Raw genomic sequence first — 19,605 nt, 5'->3', positions numbered from 1 at the left:
CTATGGGCTCGCGGTCACGGCGGTTCCGTGACAGGAGGGTTTGTCCAGGTAAGCGTACCCGGCGGGTCCGACAGTCCGGTGCGGCGGGTCAGCTGACGCGGCGCAGCACCCAGGTGCGGACGAGCCCGGCGGTGACGCCGGCCAGCACGATCACCGCGAGCAGCATCGGCAGCTGGACGTCCGAGGCCCCGCCCTGGCTCGCGAGTGCCTCGGCGTTGCCCGCGTTGCGGATGTCCGGGCCCTGCTGGCCCTGCGGGTCCTGTCCGGCCGACGGCTGCTGCGGCAGCGCGCCGGAACCGGGCAGCGTGCCGTACCGCGCGCCGGGCGCGATGGCGGTGCCCAGCACGCCGGGGTTGCCCGGGGTAGCGGTCGGGATGTTGCCGTAGTCGCGCGGCGGGGCGATCCCGGTCGAGCCCGGCTGGTAGTTGCCGAGCGGGTTGCCGCCGCCGTTCTGCGCGGGCGCGCTGCCGTTCTGCTGGGTTCCGCCGTTCGACGGGGAACTCGGGGACGACGGCGCCTGGTAGTTGTTCGCCACCGTGGTGAGCCCGCACGCGGACGCGACGCCGCTGCGAATCCCGTTCAGCACCTTGGTCTTGGTGTCCGGCAGGACGCCGAGGCCCCACTCGTTCTTCAGCGCGTCCGAGACGACCTGGCCGATCGCGCCGCCGCTGATCGTGCCGCCCGCGGCGTTCGGGATCGCGCCGACCTGCAGGTTGCCCTTGTTCGCGATGGCGTTCGCCAGCGAGTCCGGCCACACGGTGGCCAAGCTCCAGAACGTCACCTGGTCCCTGGCCGACTGGCGGACGATCTCCTTGACCGCCGAGCCGGGCACGGCGACCGAATCGCCCATGCCGCCGGTGACCGAGCCCTTGCACTGGTTCGCGAGCGTGGTCGCCGCGGACGCGGTGCCGGTGCCCAGGAACGCGCCGCCGGTGAAGAGGGCGGCGAGAGCGGTGACGGTGAGTGCTCGACGGGTTCGCTTCCAGGTGGGGATGTTCCGCACGAGCACTATCCTCCGGGGTCCGCGGGCATGGTTCGTCGCGTCAGGAACAACGAACGGACTCCGGTAAAGATACTGGCGCTGTGACAACAGTGCGGCGAAGCCGCTCGACTGAGGGTGGTGGCGGGGCGGGGCGGGCTAACCTGCAGCGGCCATTCGGCGGAGCACCCAGGTGCGGACCAGGCCCGCGCTGACTCCGGAGAGTGCCAAAACTGCCACCAGAACTGGCCAGTCCAACCCGTTCGTGTGGTTACCGCCGGTGCCCGGCAATGCTTCGGCGTTACCGGCGTTCTGGATCGTGCGGTCGCCGCCTGCCGAACCGTCCGGGTTCGAAATGCCGTATTGCGGCGCGTAGCCCGGGATCTGGCTGCCGTAGCGCAGCGAGGGCGACGGGCTGAACAACCCGGCCATCGCCATCGGGATGCCGCTGTAATCGCGCATCGGCGCGTATCCGGTGTTGTAGCCGTACGACAAATTGCTGAAGTTCGGCAGGAAGGCCGAGAACGGCGCGGCCCCGCCGCCCGCGCCGCCGTAATCGCCGAGCACCGGGCTGGTCGAGCCCGGCATCTGAGACTGCTGGCCCGGCGAGCCGCCCTGCTGCGGGCTGCCGTTGTTTCCGCCGGACGGCGGCTGCTGCGGGTTCGGACCCGGGTTCTGCTTGCCCGGCTGGCTGCCGGTGAAGCCCTGGCCGACGGCGGCGACGCCCTGCTGCACCGCGTTGGTTCCGCCCGCGACCGCGCCGTTGACCGCGCTCGCGACGGGCGCGCCGACCACCGGGACCGGAGAGACGACGGTGTTGACCACGTTCACCGTGACCTTGCAGACCGTGCCGAGCACCGTGTTGATGGTGCCGGTGAGCACGCCCGAGACCTGGCCGACGATGCCGAGATCAATGGGGAGGCCGAGCAGCGGCGTGGTCGCCTGGACGTGGTCGCCCGGTTTGGCGGTGATGGTGGAGCCGCAGGTCGCGGTCAGCGTGTCCGCCGACGCGGTGCCTGGTGCGGCGAGCGCGGCCGAGCCGGCCAGGACGAAAGCGGCGGCGCCCACCGCGGTGGCCCTCCGTGCCCGGTGCTGCTGCATGGCCGTCGACCCTTTCGCCGAGTCCCGCTGTACCTGCCTTGCTGAGGACAACGACGGTAACGAAGACGAGTAACGCCCGCCTCCCCTCCGAGGTCAGGCATTCGGGTGGAAGCGGGCGCTACTCAGGGTGAGAGTTCAGGCGGGCTTGCGGCGCAGCCACGCGCGCACCAGCGCGGCGGCCACCATCGCGAGCGCGAGCACGGCGATCAGCAGCGGCAGCCGGGCGGGCGGGTTGGCCGCGGGCAGCGCCTCGGCGGTGCCGGACTTCTTCGCGTCGACCGTCGGCACCTGGTCCTGCGGCAGCTGGCCGGGCACGACCTGGGTGACGATCGGGGCCTGCACGAAACTCGCCGGGAGCATCGCGGCGCCGGTGAAGATGCCGGACACCGAATCGAGCCCGGACAGTCCGCCGCCAGAGGTCACCGGGCCGAGCGTGTCGCCGCCGGGGACGGGCTGGCCCGGGCCGCCGGGGCCGGGAGCCGGGGACGGCGGGTTGGGCGTGGGGTTCGGTGGCTTGGGTGTCGGCGGCGGTGTGGGAAGCGGGGTTCCCGGCAGTCCGCCGACCAGTCCCTGGGTCGCGTTGCCGACGCCATTCGCCGCGGCCTGCACCATCGGGCAGGTGTCCTTCGCGGCCGTTTCGCCGACCACCGGGACCTCGCCGACGCCCAGCGTGCGGACGGTGTCGCCGACCGGGAGCGTGAGCAACGTGTTGTTGCCGTCGGCCTGCTTCGCCTTCGAATCGAGACCAACAGTCACCCGGTTCGGCGCGTTGAGCGGAGCGCCCGCGTCGAGGGCGAGGCCGGTGCCGTTCTTGCCGTTCTGCAGCGTGGATTCGCAGTCGCCGCTCACCGTCGGGTTCGGGTCCGCGGACGCGGTGGCGGGAAACGTCAGAACCGCGGACAGCAGCGGCGCCGCGAGCGCGACCCCGAGTGCGGTCATCCGTCCAGCGCGCTTCCGCATGCCTTCCTCCCCCGACTTGCTCACTCCGAATGGATCACGGAACGCGCTCACGGTACTCCACGAGCGTCACCAACTCGGGCGGAAGGGGCAGATTCGCCCGGTAGTAGCGTCAGGGCATGCAGATTGGCGCCCATGTCCGCGACGACGATCCGCTGGCCGCCGTCGCCGAGCGAGAAGCCGACGTCGTCCAGTTCTTCCTCTCCGACCCGCAGGGGTGGAAGGCACCGAAACCGCATCCGCACGGCGAGGAGATCAAGGCCTCCCCGGTCGAGGTGTTCATCCACGCGCCGTACCTGATCAACGTCGCGTCCAAGAACAACCGGATCCGCATCCCGTCCCGCAAGAACGTCACCCAGCACGCCGACGGGGCCGCCGCGATCGGCGCGAAGGGCCTGATCGTGCACGGCGGGCACGTCGGCGCGGGCGACGACGTCGAGGAGGGCTTGGTCAACTGGCGCAAGCTTTTCGAGCGCGAGGCGGAAAAGGGCGGCTTCGCGGTGCCGATCCTGATCGAGAACACCGCGGGCGGCGACAACGCGATGACCCGCGAACTCGACGTGATCGCCCGGCTGTGGGACAAGGTCGGCGAGTTCGGCGCGGGCTTCTGCCTCGACACCTGCCACGCCTACGCGGCGGGCTGGGATCTCGCGACCGCGGTGGAGAAGGTCAAGGCCATCACCGGCCGGATCGACCTGGTGCACTGCAACAACTCGCGCGACGAGCACGGTTCCAACCGCGACCGGCACGCGTCGGTGGTCGACGGCGACGGCACGATCGAACCGGAACTGCTCGCCGAGGTCGTGCGCCAGGCGGGTGCGCCGGTGGTCGTCGAGACGCCGGGCGAAGGCCAGGCCGCCGACATCGCCTACCTGCGCAAACAGCTCGCTTGAGGTCCGGGAAGGACTCCTTGGGGGAATCAGGTTCCCGGAAGGAGTCCTTCCCGGATCACGAGACGGGCTGCTGAGCGTCAGTGCGGGAACGGCGGAAGGCGGCGAAGGTGACCTTGTCGCGGGCCCGCTCCAGCACGCCGCCCGCCGGATCGTCGTCGCCGGAAAGCCGGACCAGGTCGGTGCGCGGCCGGTAGATCTCGCGGAGCACCAGCACGCACAGCCCGATCACCGCGAGGTCGCGGATGACCACCCCGCCGAGGAACCAGCCCGCCGGCAGGCCTTTGTGGTCGACGCCGAGGTAATAGAACATCCGCGGCGCCCACACCGCCGCGTCGATGACCATCCAGCCCAGCAGCAGCCGCCAGCGCGGGATCGCCAGCACCGCCAGCGGGACGAGCCACAGCGAGTATTGCGGGCTCCACACCTTGTTCGTCAGCAGGAATGCCGCCACGACAAGGAAAGCCAGCTGCCCGAACCGCGGCCGCCGCGGCGCGGTGAGTGCGACGTACGCGATTCCCGCGCAGCAGGCCAGGAACAGCACCGCCACGACGATGTTCAGCACGGTCGGCGTCTGTCCTTTTTGGAGCACGCCGTCGAAGCCCGCCCAGCCGGTGGCGTAGGAGACCACGTTGTAGAGCGAATCCGGGTCCATCGGGCGCAACGTGTTGAGCCGGAAGAACTCCCACCAGCCGCGCGGCGCGGCCACGATGAACGGGACGTTCACCACCAGCCAGGCCAGCACGGTGAACGCCGCGGTCCGGCTCCACGCGCGCAGTTTCCCGGCGCGCAGGCACAACAGGAACAGCACGCCGAGCAGCAGCAGCGGATACAGTTTGGTGGCGACGCCGAGTCCGAACAGGACTCCGGCGACCTCGGGGCGTTTTCGCGACCACGCCAGGATCCCGGCGGCGGTGGCCGCGGTGGCGAGCGCGTCGAAGTTCGTAAAGGTATGGACCAGTACCAGCGGCGAGATCGCGACGAGCACCGCGTCCCACGGCCTGCGTTTCGTGGTCCGCCCGGTCGCCCACACGGTGACGAGCCAGGCGAGCGCGAGCCAGAAGGCGGAGATGTTGAAGTAGATCGCCACCGGCAGCGCGCCGGGCAGCCAGCCCGCGTTCGCGACCGAGGTCCAGCCCGCCGCGAGTTTCGCGTTGATCCACTGGAACAGGCCGGTGACCACCGGGTACTCCATGTACCGGGTCTGGTTCTCCGCAGTCTGCGAATCCTCCTGCCACGACGTGACGTAAGGGAAGGTCTTCGCGTCGTCGAGCTTTTCCGAGCTGTAGAGCGGGACGATGTCGGAGTAGCACATCGCGACGAACGGACGGCCGGAGCGCCAGTCGAGCTGGTGTACGCCGTTGGAGTCGCTGTACTGCTGAATGCACGACGCCTTGCCGAACCAGCACACCACGAGCGCGAGCACGGCCATGGCGAGCCCGACGCGCTGCGGCGACCAGAACCACTGCCTGCCGACCGCCGCGTGCGTGCCGATCGGACCTCCGACGGGTCTCGTCGCCGCGGCCACCAGCGGGTCGTGCCGGCTGGGGGCGATCCGCTCCGCCGGGGTGAGCGTGCGGGGAGCCGAATCCGGCTCTTCGGCGGCGGCGGGCTGGGAGACGCGGGACACGTCGGGATGCTATCGGTCCGCGGGTGGGGTGCCGGTCATTTCGGATCCTTGTAAAACCCGGCAAGCACCTCGAAAGCGGCGCCGAGGGCCACCGCCTCCTCGTCGAGGTCGCTCAATTCGACGTCGATGCGCTGCCAGTACGGCACCGGCAGCAGGTCGCGCAGCTGCTGCGAAACCGTTTCGCGGTAGACCTCGGGCGCGCCGCGGACGGTCCGTCCGAACAGGACGATTCGTTCGAGATCGAGCACCTGCACCAGGTCGGCGAGCCCGATGCCGAGCAGCCGGGCGGCGTCGTGCGGGGTGCCGGCGGCGCGGTGCATGACCTCGACGCAGCCGCGGCGTCCGCAGGCGCAGCGCGGTCCGGCGTAGGCGATGGTGGTGTGGCCGAACTCACCCGCGTTGGTGCGCGGGCCTCGGTAGACGCGTCCGTCGATCAGCAGGCCGACCCCGATTCCGGTGCCGACGAGCACCACCGCGGTCGCGGCCGAGGTTTCCTCCGGCCAAGCGTGCGCGAACGCGGCGGAGTTGGTGTTTTTGTCCAGCGTGACCAGCAGACCGGTGCGTTCGGCGAGCAGATCGCGCAGCGGGACGTCGTGCCAGCCGGGCATGTTCGTGGCGTCGCGGACGCGGCCCGCGTGGTGGTCGAGCGGACCTACCGCCCCCACGCCGAGGCCGAGCACGCGCGCCGGATCGACGTCGGCGAGCAGTTTGCGCACGCCGTCGGCGATCGCGGTCACCGCGGCTTCCGGGCCGAAGCCGATCGGCAGCGGGCCCTCCACGATCTCCTCGACCTCGCCGGTCAGTCCGGTGCGCAGCACGAGAAAGCCGTCGCGGTCGAGCTGCGCGCCGAGTGCGCAACGGGCTTCCGCGCGCAGCCGCAGCATCGTGCGCGGTTTGCCGACCCCGGCCGCGGGTGCGCGTTCGACGTCCAGCAGCCCTTCCGGAAGCAGGTCGGACACGATTTTCGACACGGCCTGCTGGGTCAGCCCGGACCGCTGCGCGAGCTCGACCCGGCTCAGCCCGCCCGCGCGCAGGATGTGCCCGAGCAGCAGCGCGCGGTTGTGGCGTCGCAGCCCGCGCAGGTTGACGCCGGTTTCCGCCATCGGCCGATCATCTCGGACGGGTGGCCTATTACGCAACAGTGTTGTTTAATGGGAGTCATGGCTGATGACGCGCGGGTCGGCATCCTCGGGTACGGGATCGGCGGCCGGATCTTCCACGCGCCGCTGGTCGCGGCGACCCCCGGCCTGGTCCCGGCCGTGCTCGTGACCGCGAACCCGGACCGTGCCGCGCAGGCGCGCGCCGAGCATCCCGGCGCCGAGGTGGTCCCGGACGCGGACGCGCTTTTCGCCCGCGCGGGTGACCTCGACCTGATCGTGGTGACCACCCCGAACCGCACGCACGTGCCGCTCGCCCTCCGCGCGATCGAGGCCGGGCTGCCGGTGGTCGTGGACAAGCCGTTCGCGCCGACCTCGGCCGAAGCGCAGCAGGTTGTAGACGCGGCGAAAGCCAAGGGCGTCGGCCTCACGGTTTTCCAGAACCGCCGCTGGGATTCGGATTTCCGGACCGTCGGCAAGGTGCTCGAATCCGGTCGCCTCGGCACCGTCTTCCGCTTCGAATCCCGCTACGACCGCTGGGTGCCGAAGATCAAGGACAACTGGCGCGAATTCGGCGACCCGGCCGAGGCGGGCGGTCTGCTCTACGACCTCGGCGCGCACATCGTCGACCAGGCGCTGCGACTGTTCGGCCCGGTTCGCGAGGTGTACGCGGAGGTCGACCGCCGCCGCCCCGGCGTGCAGGTGGACGACGACGTGTTCGTGGCCCTGCACCACGTGAACGGCGTGCGATCGCACCTGTGGTCGTCCGCGCTCGCCGGCACCCGCAACCCGCGCTTCCGCGTGCTCGGCGACCAGGCGACGTTCACGAAGTACGGCCTCGACGTCCAGGAACCGCAGATCAAGGCCGGTCTCCGCCCCGGCGACGACGGCTGGGGCGTAGAGCCGGAAAGCGACGCCGGCCTGCTGGGGGTGAACGACGACACCGAAGCGGTGCCGACCGAAACCGGTTGCTACGAAGCGTTTTACGCCCAGGTCCGGGACGCGCTGCGCGGCGAGGCGGATTTCCCGGTGGACCCCGCGAGCGCGGTCGAGGCGTTGCGCGTGATCGAAGCCGCGCACCGCTCGGGTGCCGAAGGCCGCGTGATCACGCTCGGCGGCTGAGACCGCCCTCTGAACGGCCGTGGCCGCGACGGCCTCCCCCCACCGTCGCGGCCACGGCCTTTTTCCGTCACTCCTGCGGCGGATCCTCGCCGGTCGACGGACCGCCGCTAGGCGGGTTGTGCGTCGACGGCTTGCCCGACGGCCAGTGCGGGAACCCGCTCGGCCAATGCGGCTGAGTGGGCCCGCCGGTGATCGGTCCGCCGTGCTCGTTCCCGTTGCCGGGATCCTCCGGTTGGTTGCCGGTGGTCTGCTGCGGCGGTTGCTCGTCGCCCGCGTTCTGGTCCCCCTGCGGCGGCGGGGCCTGCGCGCCGATCAGCTGCACCTGGTCGAACTTCTCGGCGGGCTTGCCCTTCAGGTACCCGTCGAGGAACTTCTGCCACAGCGGACCCGCGATCGTCGAACCGTAGATCGGCGACGTGCCCGAACCGTGCAGTGCCTGGTCGCCGTCCGCGCCGACCCACGCGGCGACCGAGACCGACGGCGTGTAGCCGACCATCCAGGTCTGTGCGTTCGCGTTCGCCGCCCACGCCGGTTCGCCCGCTCGCTTCGTGTGCTGCTGGGTACCGGTCTTGCCCGCGCATTCGTGGCCGGACGGGCACTTCAGGTGCGAGAAGTCGATCACCGGACCCAGCGCCATGGTCACGTTGCCCGCGATCTGCTTGGCCTTGTCCGCGCTGCTGTCGAACGCCGGCTTGCCCGCACTCGGCTGTGCCTCGTAGGCGACTTCCTTCTGCGAGTTGGTCACCTTGAGCACGAAGTGCCGATCGCGCTGGATGCCATTGGCGGCGAAGGTCGCGTACGCGCTGGCCATGTCCGCGGGCGTGATCTGGGTGTTCCCGCCGCCGAGCGCGATGTTCGCGTCCGCGGTGGAGATCAGCGACTGGCCGCCGTTGTCCTTGGTCTTGACGCCCGCTTCCTGGGCGGCCTGCCCGACCGGTCCTGGATGCGTCTCGTTCAGCACCATGTCGTAGAACACCGTGTTCGCCGACCGCTTCATCGCCTCGGCGACCGTGCACTGCCCGGAACAGCTGGAGCTGGGACCCGCGTTGCGCACGACGCGGCCGTCGAAGACCCGGTTGTTGCTGCCGTCGAACGTCGAGTTGATGCCCTTGCCCATCTTGAGGAACGCGGTGAGGTCGAACGCCTTCATCGACGAACCGGGGTTCTGCGGCGTGTTCGCCCAGTCGCGAGCGCCCTGCTTCTTCCCGTTCACGTCGATGGTCGCCGGTCCGCCGTAGTACGCCAGCACCCCGCCGGTCTTCGGATCGACCGCCACCAGCGAATCGAGCAGCCGGTCGTCGGACTGGTCCTTCAGCGCGTCGGTCGCGGCCTGGGTCGCGACCTCCTGGGCGTGCTTGTCGATGGTGGTCTGGATCGTGTAGCCGCCCGCGTAGTACTTGTCGTCGTCGATGCCGTGCTGCTGGAGCTCGGCCTTCACCTGGGTGACGACGAACTTGTAGGGCGCGTTCGCGTCGTCCTTCGATTCCTCCAGCGGGATCACGGCCGGGAACTGCGCCGCTTGCCGCTGCTGCGCGGTGATGTACTTGTTCTCGAGCATCCGGTCGAGCGCGGTGTTCCAGCGGCCTTGGGCCACCTTCGGGTTCTCCGAACGACCCGGCTGCTGGATCAGCCCGGCCAGCAGCGCCGCCTCGGAGTAGTCCAGCTTCGAAACGTCCTTGTGGAAGAAGGCCTGCGACGCCGCGCCGATGCCGTACGCCCCGCGCCCGAAGTAAATGATGTTCAGGTACGCGGTGATGATGTCCTGTTTCTCGTACGTCTGGTTCATCTTGAAGGACTTCGCCAGCTCGGTCCATTTACGGGTGAGCGTCGGGGCGTCGTTGTCGGTGGCCTTCTTGATGTACTGCTGCGAGATCGTGGACCCGCCGCCCGCCTTGCCGGTGAGCTGGTTGAACGCGGCGCGGAGCAGGCCGGTGACGTCGAAGCCGGAGTTGGTCTCGAACGTCGAGTCCTCGGTCGCGATCACCGCGTGCTTCACCACGTCCGGGATCTGCGCCGGGGTGAGGATCTGCCGGTTGCCGCCGGGGGGCACGTCCTTGCCCATCGGGCTGCCGTCGGCGTAGAGGTAGGTGACGGCCTGGTTCTGGCCCTGCGCGATGCTCTGCGGCGAGGGCACGTCGACCATGAAATAGGTGATCACGAAAGCGATCGCCGGGATCACGACGAAGATGCCGACGAACGCGTACGCACAGCGCCGGATGATCTTCCAGCGTCTCTTTTTGCGCTGTGCGGGCGTGCGGCCCTTCTTGTCCAGGTCTTCCGGCGGGTACCCGTCGTCCGGATCGAGCGGACCTTCGTCGCGGTACTCCGCGTCCCGGTAGCCGGCGTCGCGATAGCCCGGGTCGCGGTAGTCGTCCTCGATCATCCGGTGGGTCATCAGCTCCGGCTCGCGCTGCGGCGGCGGAACCGGGCGACGGCCGGGAGGCGGCGGACGGCGGCCGGGCGGCGGAGAACCCGCGGGACCGGTCGGACCAGCGGCGGGACGCTGCGGGCCGCGGGCCCACGGCGGCGGACCGGGCTGGGACGGAGGTGGTTGACGCCGCGGGTCGGGATCCCGGTCGGGCCAGGAGCGGCTGCGGTCGTCGTTCACTGCGGATCCTCTTCTCGGACACGGGCAGCCTGCGGACGCAGAAGGCCCTCTGATGACCAGACGCGGCAACCCCGGTCGAGGTTCACTCTCCTGGCCGATCCCCTTCGCGGGGGAGGAGACCGTCGGTGAACCTACCGCACCCCCAGCCGGGCGGTACCGGCAAAAAGAGGCTCCTCTCCGTGGTGGAGAGGAGCCTCTTTTACTAATCCGACCAAAAGTAGGCCGACCCCGCAGCGGCACGTAACCGTTGCAGCGAAGTCATTCGGCCGTGGCTGTGGTCGGATTAGTAACGATCGGCACAGTCGTGGTCGGGCGCGGGTCAGCCGGTGCGCCGGGGCGGTTCGCCGTTCACCACGGGCCCGCCTCCGCTGCCGGGGTTGCCGCCTTCGGTGCCGCCGCCGAAGATGCCGCTCGGCCGGGTCGGGCTGGTCGCCGTCGAGGACGACGGATGCGACGAACTGGTCGGCGGTGCCGACGAGGACGTCGTCGACGGCGGCGGAGCCTGCTCGCTGGACGTTTCGCGCGGCGGCGGGGCCGCCTTGCTCGACGTGACGACCTCGTCCGCGTCCTTGCCGATCGGCTGCACCTTGTCGAACTTCTCGCCCGGCTTGTCCTGCAGGTAGTTCGTCATGAAGTCCTGCCAGGTCGGACCCGCGATGGTCTTGCCGTAGATCGGCTTGCCGTTCTTGTCGTGCAGCGGCTTGTTGCCGTCACCGCCGATCCAGACCGCGGTCGACACCGAGGGCGTGTAGCCGACCATCCAGGTCTGGGCGTTGCGGTCCTTGTACGAACTCGGGTCGTTGTCTCGCGGGTCGTACTGCTGGGTACCGGTCTTGCCCGCGCATTCGTGGCCGCTCGGGCACTTCAGGTGCGACTCGGCGATGACCGGACCGAGCGCCTCGGTCACGTTGCCCGCGATCTGCTTGCTCTTGTCCGCGTTGTCGTCGAACGCGGGTTTGCCCTGTCCGTTGGTGTCGTCGAAGACGACCTCGTCCTGGGAGTTGGTGAGCTTCGCGACGAAGTGCTGGTCACGGCGCAGGCCGCCGGAGGCGAACGACGAATAGCCGGCGGCCATGTCCTCCGGGGTGACCGAGGTGGCGCCACCGCCGAGGGCGATGTTGGCGTCGCTCGTGCCGAGCTTGGCCTTGCCCTTCGGGGCGGGAATCACGCCCGCCTCCTTCGCGGCTTCCGCGACCCTGGCTGGTTTCGTCCAGTTCAGCACCATGTCGTAGAACACGGTGTTCGCCGAGACCTCCATGGCCTTCTTGACCGTGCACTGCGGACCACAGCTGGCGCTTTCGCCCGCGTTGCGGACCACGCGGCCGCCGAGCTCCCGGTTGTTGGTGCCGTCGAACACCTCGCCGAGCCCCTTGCCCATCTTGAGCCAGGCGGTGAGGTCGTAGGCCTTCATCGACGAACCGGGGTTCTGCGGGGTGTTCGCCCAGTCCGTGGCGAGCACGTCCTTGCCCGCGTCGTTCTTCACCGTGGTCGGCCCGCCGTAATAGGCGAGCACGCCCCCGGTTCTCGGGTCGACGGCGACCAGCGCTCCCCGGAGGTTCTCGTCGGTCTGGCCCTCCATGTTGTCCTGGACGGACTGCGCCGCGATCTTCTGCGCGTTCGGGTCGATCGTCGTGTAGATCTTCGCGCCGGTGGAGTACAGCTTGTCCTCGTCGTAGCCCTTGTCTTTCAGCTCGTCGAGGATGCGCTGCCGGATGAAGTAGTCCAGGGTGCCCGCGTTCTCCTTTTTCTGCGAATCGCGCGGGATCATCGTGGGAAGCTGCGCGGCCTTGCGGTCGGCGGGCGAGAGCCAGTGGTTGGCCACCATCTGGTCCATCACGTAGCTCCACCGCTTCTGGACGTACGCGGTGTCGCGGTCGCGGCTCGGGCCCTGGATCATCCCGGCGAGCAGCGCCGCCTCGGAAGCGTTGAGCTGGCTGACGTCCTTGCCGAAGTACGCCTTCGACGCGGCGGCGATGCCGTTCGAGCCGCGGCCGAAGAAGACGATGTTCAGGTAGCCGGTGATGATGTCCGATTTGGACGTCTCGTTGTTGAGCTTGAACGACTTCGCCAGCTCGGTCCACTTACGCGTCAGCGTCGGGTCGTCGTTCTTGGTCGCCTGCTTGATGTACTGCTGCGAAATGGTCGAGCCGCCGCCGGTGCCGCCGGTCGCCTGGTTGAAGACCGACCGCAGGATCGCCATCACGTTGAAGCCGGAGTTGGTCTCGAAGGTCGCGTCCTCGGCCGCGTACACGGCGTGCTTGACGACCTCGGGCACCTGGTTGGGCTGCAGCAGTTCGCGGTCGCCGCCCTCCGGGACCACTCGGCCCATCACCGATTTGTCGCCGTAATAGAAGGTGATCGGCTGGCTCTGCTTCGCGAGCACTTCCTGCGGCGAGGGCACGTCGACGGTGAAGTAGGTGATCACGAACGCGATCGCGGGCACCACGACGAACAGGCCGAACATCGCGTACAGCACACGCCGGATGATCTTCCACCGGCGTTTGCGGCGCTGCTTCGGCGTGAGGTCGGCCTTGCTCTTCTTGCCGTCCTCCTCGCCTTCCTGGTCGTCTTCGAAGTCCGCGTCGTCCGAGTACTGGGCGAGGCGGGTTTCCTCGTCGTACGGGTCGTAGCCGTCGTCGTACCGGTCGTCGTAGGGGGCGTAACCGTTGTGCGCGGCGTGCGTGATCAGGTCCGGTTCGCGGTCGGTCTCCGGATAGGACGGCGGAGGCGGCGGCGGGACCCGGCGGCCCTGGGGCGGCCGTCCGCCAGGCGGCGGCTGCCGGAAGCCCTGGGTGGCGTTCCCGTTAGGACCGCCGTTCGGTCCGGGACGTCCGCCGGGAGGCTGGCGGCGCGGCGGCGCGCCCTGTCCGTCGAGGATCTGCGACGCGCGGGTGCCCGAGCCGCGGTCCTGCGGGCCGGGACCCTGAGGCGGACGGCCTTGCGGCGCGCGGTTCTGCGGCGGGCGCTGCGGACGGCGCGGCTCGTCGGCGGGCCACTGCGGACCGCCTTCGTCGCCGCTCGGCCATTCGGGACCGGCTTGCGGGGCGCGCGGCGGGCGCGGGCCGCCGGCGGGGGGACGGCGGGGCGGTGCGGGGCGCCGGGGGGCGTCATCGGACGGCCAGGCGGGACCGGGGTCCTCCTGCGGTCGCCGGGCACGGCGAGGTGCATCTGGCTCCTGGCTCGGCCAGGAGCGGTTGCGGTCGTCGTTCACGAATGGGCCTCCGAAGGCAGCACTGTCTGCACTGGCGCCGCCCCGCGTTCTGCAGCGGTTGTGGTACTCGTCACTGCCCGGCAGTCCTTCGCGGCCGGGTCGGCTGGGGCTCTCCCGTGCCGAGGACATAGGACAGGACCAGATGGTTCCAATGGCACGTCCGGCACACCTCTACGTCATAGACGGTGAATTCCCCGAAAACCCCTGACATCCGGGTCAGTTCGGCGGGGGTGCGTGCCGATCCCGAGACGTGCTTCAGCTCGTCGCCGTACACCCAGGAGACGAGGTGCAGCGGAGCCCGGCGGCACATCGGACAGGCCCGGTCCTCAGGTCTGCCGTGGAATTTGGCCGCGCGGAGCAGGTACGGGCTCGCGTCGCAGACCTCGTGGTCTCCGACGCGTCCGGAGCGGACGCCGGCCAGCAGCGCACGGCGCTGCAAGGCGTAATCCACAACCTGCCGCTGGTTTCGCACGAGGACAGAGTACGGGCTCTTTCTGTGTCCGCGGTGCCCCCTGCTTTCCCGCACCCTGGGAGACCGTTCGGACACGCCGAAACTTAGATAACGCTCTGGTCACGGATCGCCGGGAGGGTGCTGGTCGCGGGTTACTTCCGCCACTTCGATGTATCGGCGCGATATACTCGGCGAGTAGGTTGGCTGAGCCGGTCTCGGGTGATCAACGAGGCTGGCCGCGGCGTATTCCCGGAATGGGGTGTGGTGTGCTCGAACTCGCGATCCTCGGATTGCTGCACGAGGCGCCCATGCACGGGTACGTGCTGCGCAAACGTTTGCACGAGACGCTCGGGATGTTCCGGACGTTCTCGTACGGCTCGCTGTATCCGACCTTGCGCCGGCTGCTGCGGGCCGGTTACCTCGTCGAGGAGTTCGACGAGGCGGACGACCGGGCGTGGTCCCGGCGCGGCCGCCGCGTCTACAAGCTCACCGCCGAGGGCAAGGAACGCTTCGCCGAACTGCTCGGCGACGCGGGACCGCAGACGTGGGACGACGAGGGATTCGGCGTCCACCTGGCGTTCTTCTCACGGACACCGGCCGACGTCAGGATGCGCATCCTGGAAGGCCGCCGCCGCCGCGTCGAGGAACGGCGCGAAGGCTTGCGGGACGCGCTGGCCAGGGCCGAGGAGAAGATCGACCGCTACACCCGCGAGCTGCACCGGCTGGGGCTGGAGTCGAGCGAGCGGGAGGTGCGCTGGCTCAACGAGCTGATCGCGCACGAACAAGCCGAGCAGCGCGGCCCGGAGCAGCCGGGACCGAGTTGAGCGGCGGGCCGCAACGGGGCGGCAGACCTGCAGATGCAAGTGAATGAGATTGAAGGAGAAACCGGCATGGGCGAGAACCGCCGCGTTCGGGTGGCCATCGTGGGCGTCGGCAACTGCGCCTCGTCGCTGGTCCAGGGCGTCCAGTACTACCGCGACGCGGATCCCGGTACGCGCGTCCCCGGTTTGATGCACGTCCAGTTCGGCGACTACCACGTGCGCGACATCGAGTTCGTCGCCGCGTTCGACGTCGACGCGAAGAAGGTCGGCCGGGACCTCTCGGAGGCGATTTCCGCCAGCGAGAACAACACGATCAAGATCGCCGACGTGCCGCCGCTCGGCGTCACCGTCCAGCGCGGGCACACCTACGACGGCCTCGGCCGCTTTTACCGCGAGACCATCGAGGAGTCCGACGAGTCTCCGGTCGACATGGTCGCCGCGCTGCGCGACGCCCGGGTCGACGTGCTCGTCTCCTACCTTCCCGTCGGGTCCGAAGAGGCCGACAAGTTCTACGCGCAGGCCGCGATCGACGCGAACGTCGCGTTCGTCAACGCGCTGCCGGTGTTCATCGCCTCCGACCCGGAGTGGGCGAAGAAGTTCACCGACGCGGGCGTCCCGATCGTCGGTGACGACATCAAGTCCCAGGTCGGCGCCACCATCACGCACCGCGTGCTGGCGAAGCTGTTCGAGGACCGCGGCGTGCAGCTCGACCGCACGATGCAGCTCAACGTGGGCGGGAACATGGACTTCCTGAACATGAAGGAGCTGGAGCGGCTCGAGTCGAAGAAGATCTCGAAGACCCAGTCGGTCACGTCGCAGGTGGACCGCGAGCTCGGCAAGGGCAATGTCCACATCGGACCGTCGGACTACGTGCAGTGGCTCGACGACCGCAAGTGGGCCTACGTCCGGCTCGAGGGCCGCGCGTTCGGCGACGTGCCGCTGAACCTGGAGTACAAGCTCGAGGTGTGGGACTCCCCCAACTCGGCGGGCATCATCATCGACGCGGTGCGCGCGGCGAAGATCGCCAAGGACCGCGGCATCGGCGGCCCGATCCTGTCCGCGTCGTCCTACTTCATGAAGTCGCCGCCGGAGCAGTACGACGACTCGACCGCGCGCGATTCGGTCGACGCCTTCATTCGCGGCGAAGTGGAGCGCTGAGCCCAGCCTGACCGTCCGTGAAGGGCCCCTTGCCGGGATCTCCGCGAGGGGCCCTTCGCGGTGTCAGGGCAGGTCGGCGGTGACCAGTTCGGTTTTGGTCATGGCGTCGCCGAGCGGGTCGGACAGGTGCTTGCCGTAGCTGGCGGCGAGGTCGCCCGCGCGGTCGATCCTCGTCTGCCAGCCCTGCCGGCCCAGCCATTCGACCGGATCCCGGCGCGGTTCGGTCGAGAGCACGTCGTTCACGTCGAGGCCGAGCCGTGCTCCGGCGTCCGACGACCGGATGGTGTCGAGGATGTCGGTGCTGCCGAGGTCCGGGATGTGCTCGATTGCGATCCGGCTGCCGGGCACGCTCCGGGCGTGCACGAGGTCGAACAGCAGTTCCTCTGCCGACGCGGGCAGATACGGCAGCAGCCCCTCGGCGATCCACACCGACGGGCGGGTGCGGTCGAATCCGGCGTTTTCCAGTGCGGCGGGCCAGTCCTCGCGCAGGTCGGCTCCGATCGCGTGGCGGCGGCAGCGCGGGGCCGCGCCGAGACCGTCCAGGACGTCCTGTTTGAACGCGAGCACCCGTGGCTGATCTACTTCGTAGACGTCGCGGCCGGACAGGTCGAGCCGGTAGGCGCGGGCGTCGAGCCCGGCGGCGAGGATCACCACCTGCGGCGCGTCCGTGCCGGTGATCACCTCGTCGAAGAACCGGGACCGCACCGCGAGGTAGTCGGACATCGCCATCCACAGCGGGTCTTCGAGCGGTTCCGTCGGCATCGGCCGCGGCGGATTCGCGGCGCGGACGAATTCCGCCGCGTACGGGTCTTCGATCAGCGGATCCGGGGACACGGTCGCTATCGCCCGGCCCGCGGCCACCCCGAGCGCGGTCAGTCCGACGCTGCTGACGATGTCCCAATCCTGTTCCGGTGCAGCCATTTCCACCCCTTGTGCCGATCTTGTTGGCAGGCGTTCAGGATGGCACTGTGCTACCGGCCGGATACCGGCAGCGACCGTTTTGGGGCTATTTGCCGCTGTGGGCTGCGTCACTCAAGGATCGCGGCAAGGCGGCGAGGTTCGGCAGCACCGTGGCATCCCGCAGTACGGCCGGGTCCGGCGGGAAGTGCGGGTTCGGTACGGCGAACACCGTCATGTCCGCCGCGAAGGCCGCGCGCAGGCCGTTGGTCGAGTCTTCCACGGCGGCGCAGCGGGAGGCTTCGACATTGAGCAGCGTCGCCGCGCGCAAGTAGACGTCCGGTGCCGGCTTGCCCGCAGCCACTTCCTCGCTTGACACCGCGACCGGGACCAGTGACGTCAGGTCGCACGCGGTCAGGAACGAGTGGATCAGCACCGGCGGCGACGAGCTGGCGATCGCGACCGGCCAGTGCCGGGAGATCTCGCGGACGACCTGGTCGGCTCCGTCGATCACCGGCGGACGGTCGGCGTAGCGGGCGGCCATCTCGTCGATCACCGTGCGCGCGATCTCGTCCGGGGTGAGCCGCGCGCCCAGGGTTTCCACCAGGTAGTTCGCCCATTCCGGCGTGCTCATCCCCTGCTGGGCGCGGGTCGCCTCGGGCCGCCAGGTCCCGCCGTGCTCGGCGACTACGGCGCGGCGCACCTCGTCCCACGTCGTCTCGGAGTCCACCAGTACGCCGTCGAGGTCGAAGATCACCGCATCCACCGGTCCAGCCTAGGGGTCCTGGACTGGACCACCTTGTGAGCCGAATTACTTCGCCACCCTAACTAATTTTTGTTAGCCTAGCTAAGTGACTTCCTCGAAGGGCGACCTGGCGCACCGGCTGCGGCCGGTGGTGTTCCGGCTGTACTACCTGGTGCGCCGCGAATCCGCGCAGCTGCTGACCCTGACCCAGGGTTCGGTGCTGTCGGAGCTGGTCGGCCGGGGTCCGAGCCGGATGAGCAGGCTCTCGCGCCTCGAACGCGTGCGGATGCCGTCGATGACCGACGTCGTGCGCAGGCTCGAACGGCTCGGCATGGTGACCCGCCGTCCCGATCCCGACGACGGGCGCGCCGTGCTCGTGGAGGCCACGCCGGAAGGCGAGCGGTTCTACGCCGAGATGATCGCGGGCCGGGAGGCGGAGCTGCGGGCGCGGCTCGACCGTCTCGACCCGGATGAGCGCGCCGCCATCGACGCCGCGCTCCCCGCGCTCACCAAGCTGATCGCCGACTTCCACCGTGACGACCCCGCCGCGGAACTCGCCGTACTGTCTGAAGGAGGAACTGATCCGCGATGAGCGCTGAGCACCACTCGAGCCTGCTGGACGCGGTCAAGGGCCAGCCCAAACAGGTGTGGATCACCGCGTTCGCCGCGGTCATCGCGTTCATGGGCATCGGCCTCGTCGACCCGATCCTGCTGTCCATCGCCAAGGGCCTGAACGCCTCGCCGTCCCAGGTCACGCTGCTGTTCACGTCGTATCTCGGCGTGCAGGTGATCGCGATGCTCTTCACCGGCGCGATGTCCGCCCGGTTCGGGGCGAAGCGGACCGTGCTGGTCGGGCTGACCCTGATCGTCGCCGCGACCGCGCTGTGCGCCGCGGCGGGTTCGATCGAACAGCTCGTCGGCCTGCGCGCGGTGTGGGGGCTGGGCAACGCCTTCTTCATCGCGACTGCGCTGTCGGTGATCGTCGGTGCCGCGACCGGCGGCCAATCCGGCGCGATCCTGCTTTACGAGGCCGCGCTGGGTGTCGGGCTCGCCGTCGGTCCGCTGCTGGGCGCGCTGCTGGGCACGATCTCGTGGCGCGGTCCGTTCCTCGGCACCGCGGTGCTGATGATCGCCGCGCTCGTGCTGTGCTCGATCTTCCTGAAGAGCGACTCGGCCGAAAAGCGGGAACCGATCAAGCTGCTCGACCCGCTCCGCGCGCTCAAGCACCCTGGCCTGCTGCGCACGTCGATCGCCTCCGCGCTCTACACCGCCGCGTTCTTCGCGGTGCTCGCCTGGTCCCCGTTCGTGCTCGGCTGGAACGCCATCGCGGTCGGCCTGATCTTCTGCGGCTGGGGCCTGTGCGTGGCGATCGCCGGCGTGGTGCTCGCGCCGAAGATGGCCGCCCGTTTCGGCGAACGGCACGCGGCCGCGCTGGCGGTGACCGGCTACACCGTGCTGATGCTGGTGCTGGCCATCCCGAGCAAGCCGGTGGTGGTCGTCGGGATCATCGTGTCCGGTCTGGTTTCCGGGCTGCTGAACACGCTGTTCACCGGGACCGCGATGTCGATCAGCGACGCGCCGCGGCCGGTCGCGAGCGCCGGGTACAACTTCTGCCGCTGGTTCGGCGGCGCGGTCGCGGCCACGCTCGTCGGCCACATCGCCGAGTGGATGGGCTGGGAGCAGGGCCCGTTCCTGATCGCCGCCGTGCTCTGCGTGATCGCCGCCGTCCTGCTGTCGCAGCGGGAGAAGAAGGCCGACCCGCACACCGTGCCGAAGGAGGCCGCGCTCGTCGGCGACGAGGAGTTCTGAGCCTTTCCAGCACGCTCGGCGATCGCCCCCGGACTGTCTGTTCGGGGGCGATCGTCGTCTTTCGCCGAATACATCCGCCGTTAACCTTTTGGTCCGTTTCAGGGGGTTTTCGCCGCATACGGTCGCCGG

General features: G+C 69.6%; 16 protein-coding genes. 6 read left to right on the top strand and 10 right to left on the bottom strand.

What is annotated here, in order from left to right:
• Window positions 1-88 precede the first annotated feature (88 nt).
• The 3 genes from H4281_RS22950 to H4281_RS22940 all read right to left on the bottom strand — a co-directional run bounded on the left by H4281_RS22950 (window position 89) and on the right by H4281_RS22940 (window position 3,040).
• Entirely contained in the window at window positions 89-1,009 is a 921-nt protein-coding gene (locus H4281_RS22950; RefSeq protein ID WP_182892972.1) for a hypothetical protein, read from the bottom strand.
• A gap of 129 nt (window positions 1,010-1,138) precedes the next feature.
• Complete coding sequence (locus tag H4281_RS22945; protein ID WP_182892971.1) at window positions 1,139-2,080, bottom strand: hypothetical protein; 942 nt, start codon at window positions 2,078-2,080, stop codon at window positions 1,139-1,141.
• 135 nt (window positions 2,081-2,215) lie between these two features.
• A complete protein-coding gene (locus H4281_RS22940) occupies window positions 2,216-3,040 on the bottom strand; it encodes a hypothetical protein (RefSeq protein ID WP_182892970.1) in 825 nt (274 codons plus the stop codon).
• A 116-nt stretch (window positions 3,041-3,156) separates the two neighbouring features.
• On the opposite strand from H4281_RS22940, the gene H4281_RS22935 reads away from it, so the two are divergent.
• Window positions 3,157-3,930: a deoxyribonuclease IV gene (locus H4281_RS22935; protein ID WP_037809070.1), complete on the top strand. Its 774-nt coding sequence runs from the start codon at window positions 3,157-3,159 to the stop codon at window positions 3,928-3,930.
• A 55-nt stretch (window positions 3,931-3,985) separates the two neighbouring features.
• Here H4281_RS22935 and H4281_RS22930 read toward each other — a convergent pair whose 3' ends face one another.
• The gene (locus H4281_RS22930; RefSeq protein ID WP_182892969.1) at window positions 3,986-5,557 is read right to left on the bottom strand and encodes a glycosyltransferase family 87 protein; all 1,572 of its coding nucleotides are present in this window, start codon (window positions 5,555-5,557) and stop codon (window positions 3,986-3,988) included.
• A 35-nt stretch (window positions 5,558-5,592) separates the two neighbouring features.
• A complete protein-coding gene (locus H4281_RS22925; RefSeq protein ID WP_182892968.1) occupies window positions 5,593-6,660 on the bottom strand; it encodes an ROK family transcriptional regulator in 1,068 nt (355 codons plus the stop codon).
• A gap of 57 nt (window positions 6,661-6,717) precedes the next feature.
• Between H4281_RS22925 and H4281_RS22920 the strand changes: the two genes are divergently transcribed.
• Window positions 6,718-7,776 (top strand): Gfo/Idh/MocA family oxidoreductase, encoded by a 1,059-nt coding sequence (locus H4281_RS22920; protein WP_182892967.1) that lies wholly within the window; start codon window positions 6,718-6,720, stop codon window positions 7,774-7,776.
• Between the two features lie 67 nt (window positions 7,777-7,843).
• Here H4281_RS22920 and H4281_RS22915 read toward each other — a convergent pair whose 3' ends face one another.
• From H4281_RS22915 to H4281_RS22905, 3 genes are all read right to left on the bottom strand, one after another.
• Window positions 7,844-10,171 carry a transglycosylase domain-containing protein gene (locus tag H4281_RS22915; RefSeq protein WP_220507712.1) on the bottom strand — a complete coding sequence of 776 codons (2,328 nt, stop codon included), beginning with the start codon at window positions 10,169-10,171 and terminating at the stop codon, window positions 7,844-7,846.
• Between the two features lie 532 nt (window positions 10,172-10,703).
• Window positions 10,704-13,595, bottom strand: a complete 2,892-nt coding sequence (locus H4281_RS22910) for a transglycosylase domain-containing protein (protein WP_182892966.1) — start codon at window positions 13,593-13,595, stop codon at window positions 10,704-10,706.
• A 70-nt stretch (window positions 13,596-13,665) separates the two neighbouring features.
• Window positions 13,666-14,067 (bottom strand): DUF5318 domain-containing protein, encoded by a 402-nt coding sequence (locus tag H4281_RS22905; RefSeq protein ID WP_182892965.1) that lies wholly within the window; start codon window positions 14,065-14,067, stop codon window positions 13,666-13,668.
• 245 nt (window positions 14,068-14,312) lie between these two features.
• On the opposite strand from H4281_RS22905, the gene H4281_RS22900 reads away from it, so the two are divergent.
• Complete coding sequence (locus tag H4281_RS22900) at window positions 14,313-14,870, top strand: PadR family transcriptional regulator (protein ID WP_037716279.1); 558 nt, start codon at window positions 14,313-14,315, stop codon at window positions 14,868-14,870.
• Between the two features lie 66 nt (window positions 14,871-14,936).
• On the top strand, window positions 14,937-16,025 hold the full coding sequence (locus H4281_RS22895; RefSeq protein ID WP_182892964.1) for an inositol-3-phosphate synthase: 1,089 nt from the start codon (window positions 14,937-14,939) through the stop codon (window positions 16,023-16,025).
• A gap of 63 nt (window positions 16,026-16,088) precedes the next feature.
• On the opposite strand, the gene H4281_RS22890 is transcribed toward H4281_RS22895, so the two are convergent.
• Together H4281_RS22890 and H4281_RS22885 are read right to left on the bottom strand one after the other, a co-directional pair.
• Window positions 16,089-16,946, bottom strand: coding sequence for an SAM-dependent methyltransferase (locus tag H4281_RS22890; RefSeq protein WP_182892963.1), 858 nt, complete (start codon window positions 16,944-16,946; stop codon window positions 16,089-16,091).
• 85 nt (window positions 16,947-17,031) lie between these two features.
• Window positions 17,032-17,688, bottom strand: coding sequence for an HAD family hydrolase (locus H4281_RS22885; RefSeq protein WP_182892962.1), 657 nt, complete (start codon window positions 17,686-17,688; stop codon window positions 17,032-17,034).
• Window positions 17,689-17,773: 85 nt separating this feature from the next.
• Between H4281_RS22885 and H4281_RS22880 the strand changes: the two genes are divergently transcribed.
• Complete coding sequence (locus H4281_RS22880; protein WP_182892961.1) at window positions 17,774-18,259, top strand: MarR family winged helix-turn-helix transcriptional regulator; 486 nt, start codon at window positions 17,774-17,776, stop codon at window positions 18,257-18,259.
• Window positions 18,256-19,476 carry an MFS transporter gene (locus H4281_RS22875; protein ID WP_182892960.1) on the top strand — a complete coding sequence of 407 codons (1,221 nt, stop codon included), beginning with the start codon at window positions 18,256-18,258 and terminating at the stop codon, window positions 19,474-19,476. The genes H4281_RS22880 and H4281_RS22875 overlap by 4 nt, the downstream gene beginning before the upstream one ends.
• The last annotated feature ends 129 nt before the right edge of the window (window positions 19,477-19,605 follow it).

This window comes from Amycolatopsis dendrobii, assembly GCF_014145675.1.
GTDB lineage: Bacteria > Actinomycetota > Actinomycetes > Mycobacteriales > Pseudonocardiaceae > Amycolatopsis > Amycolatopsis dendrobii.
This window is presented reverse-complemented; position numbering and strand designations above follow the sequence as displayed.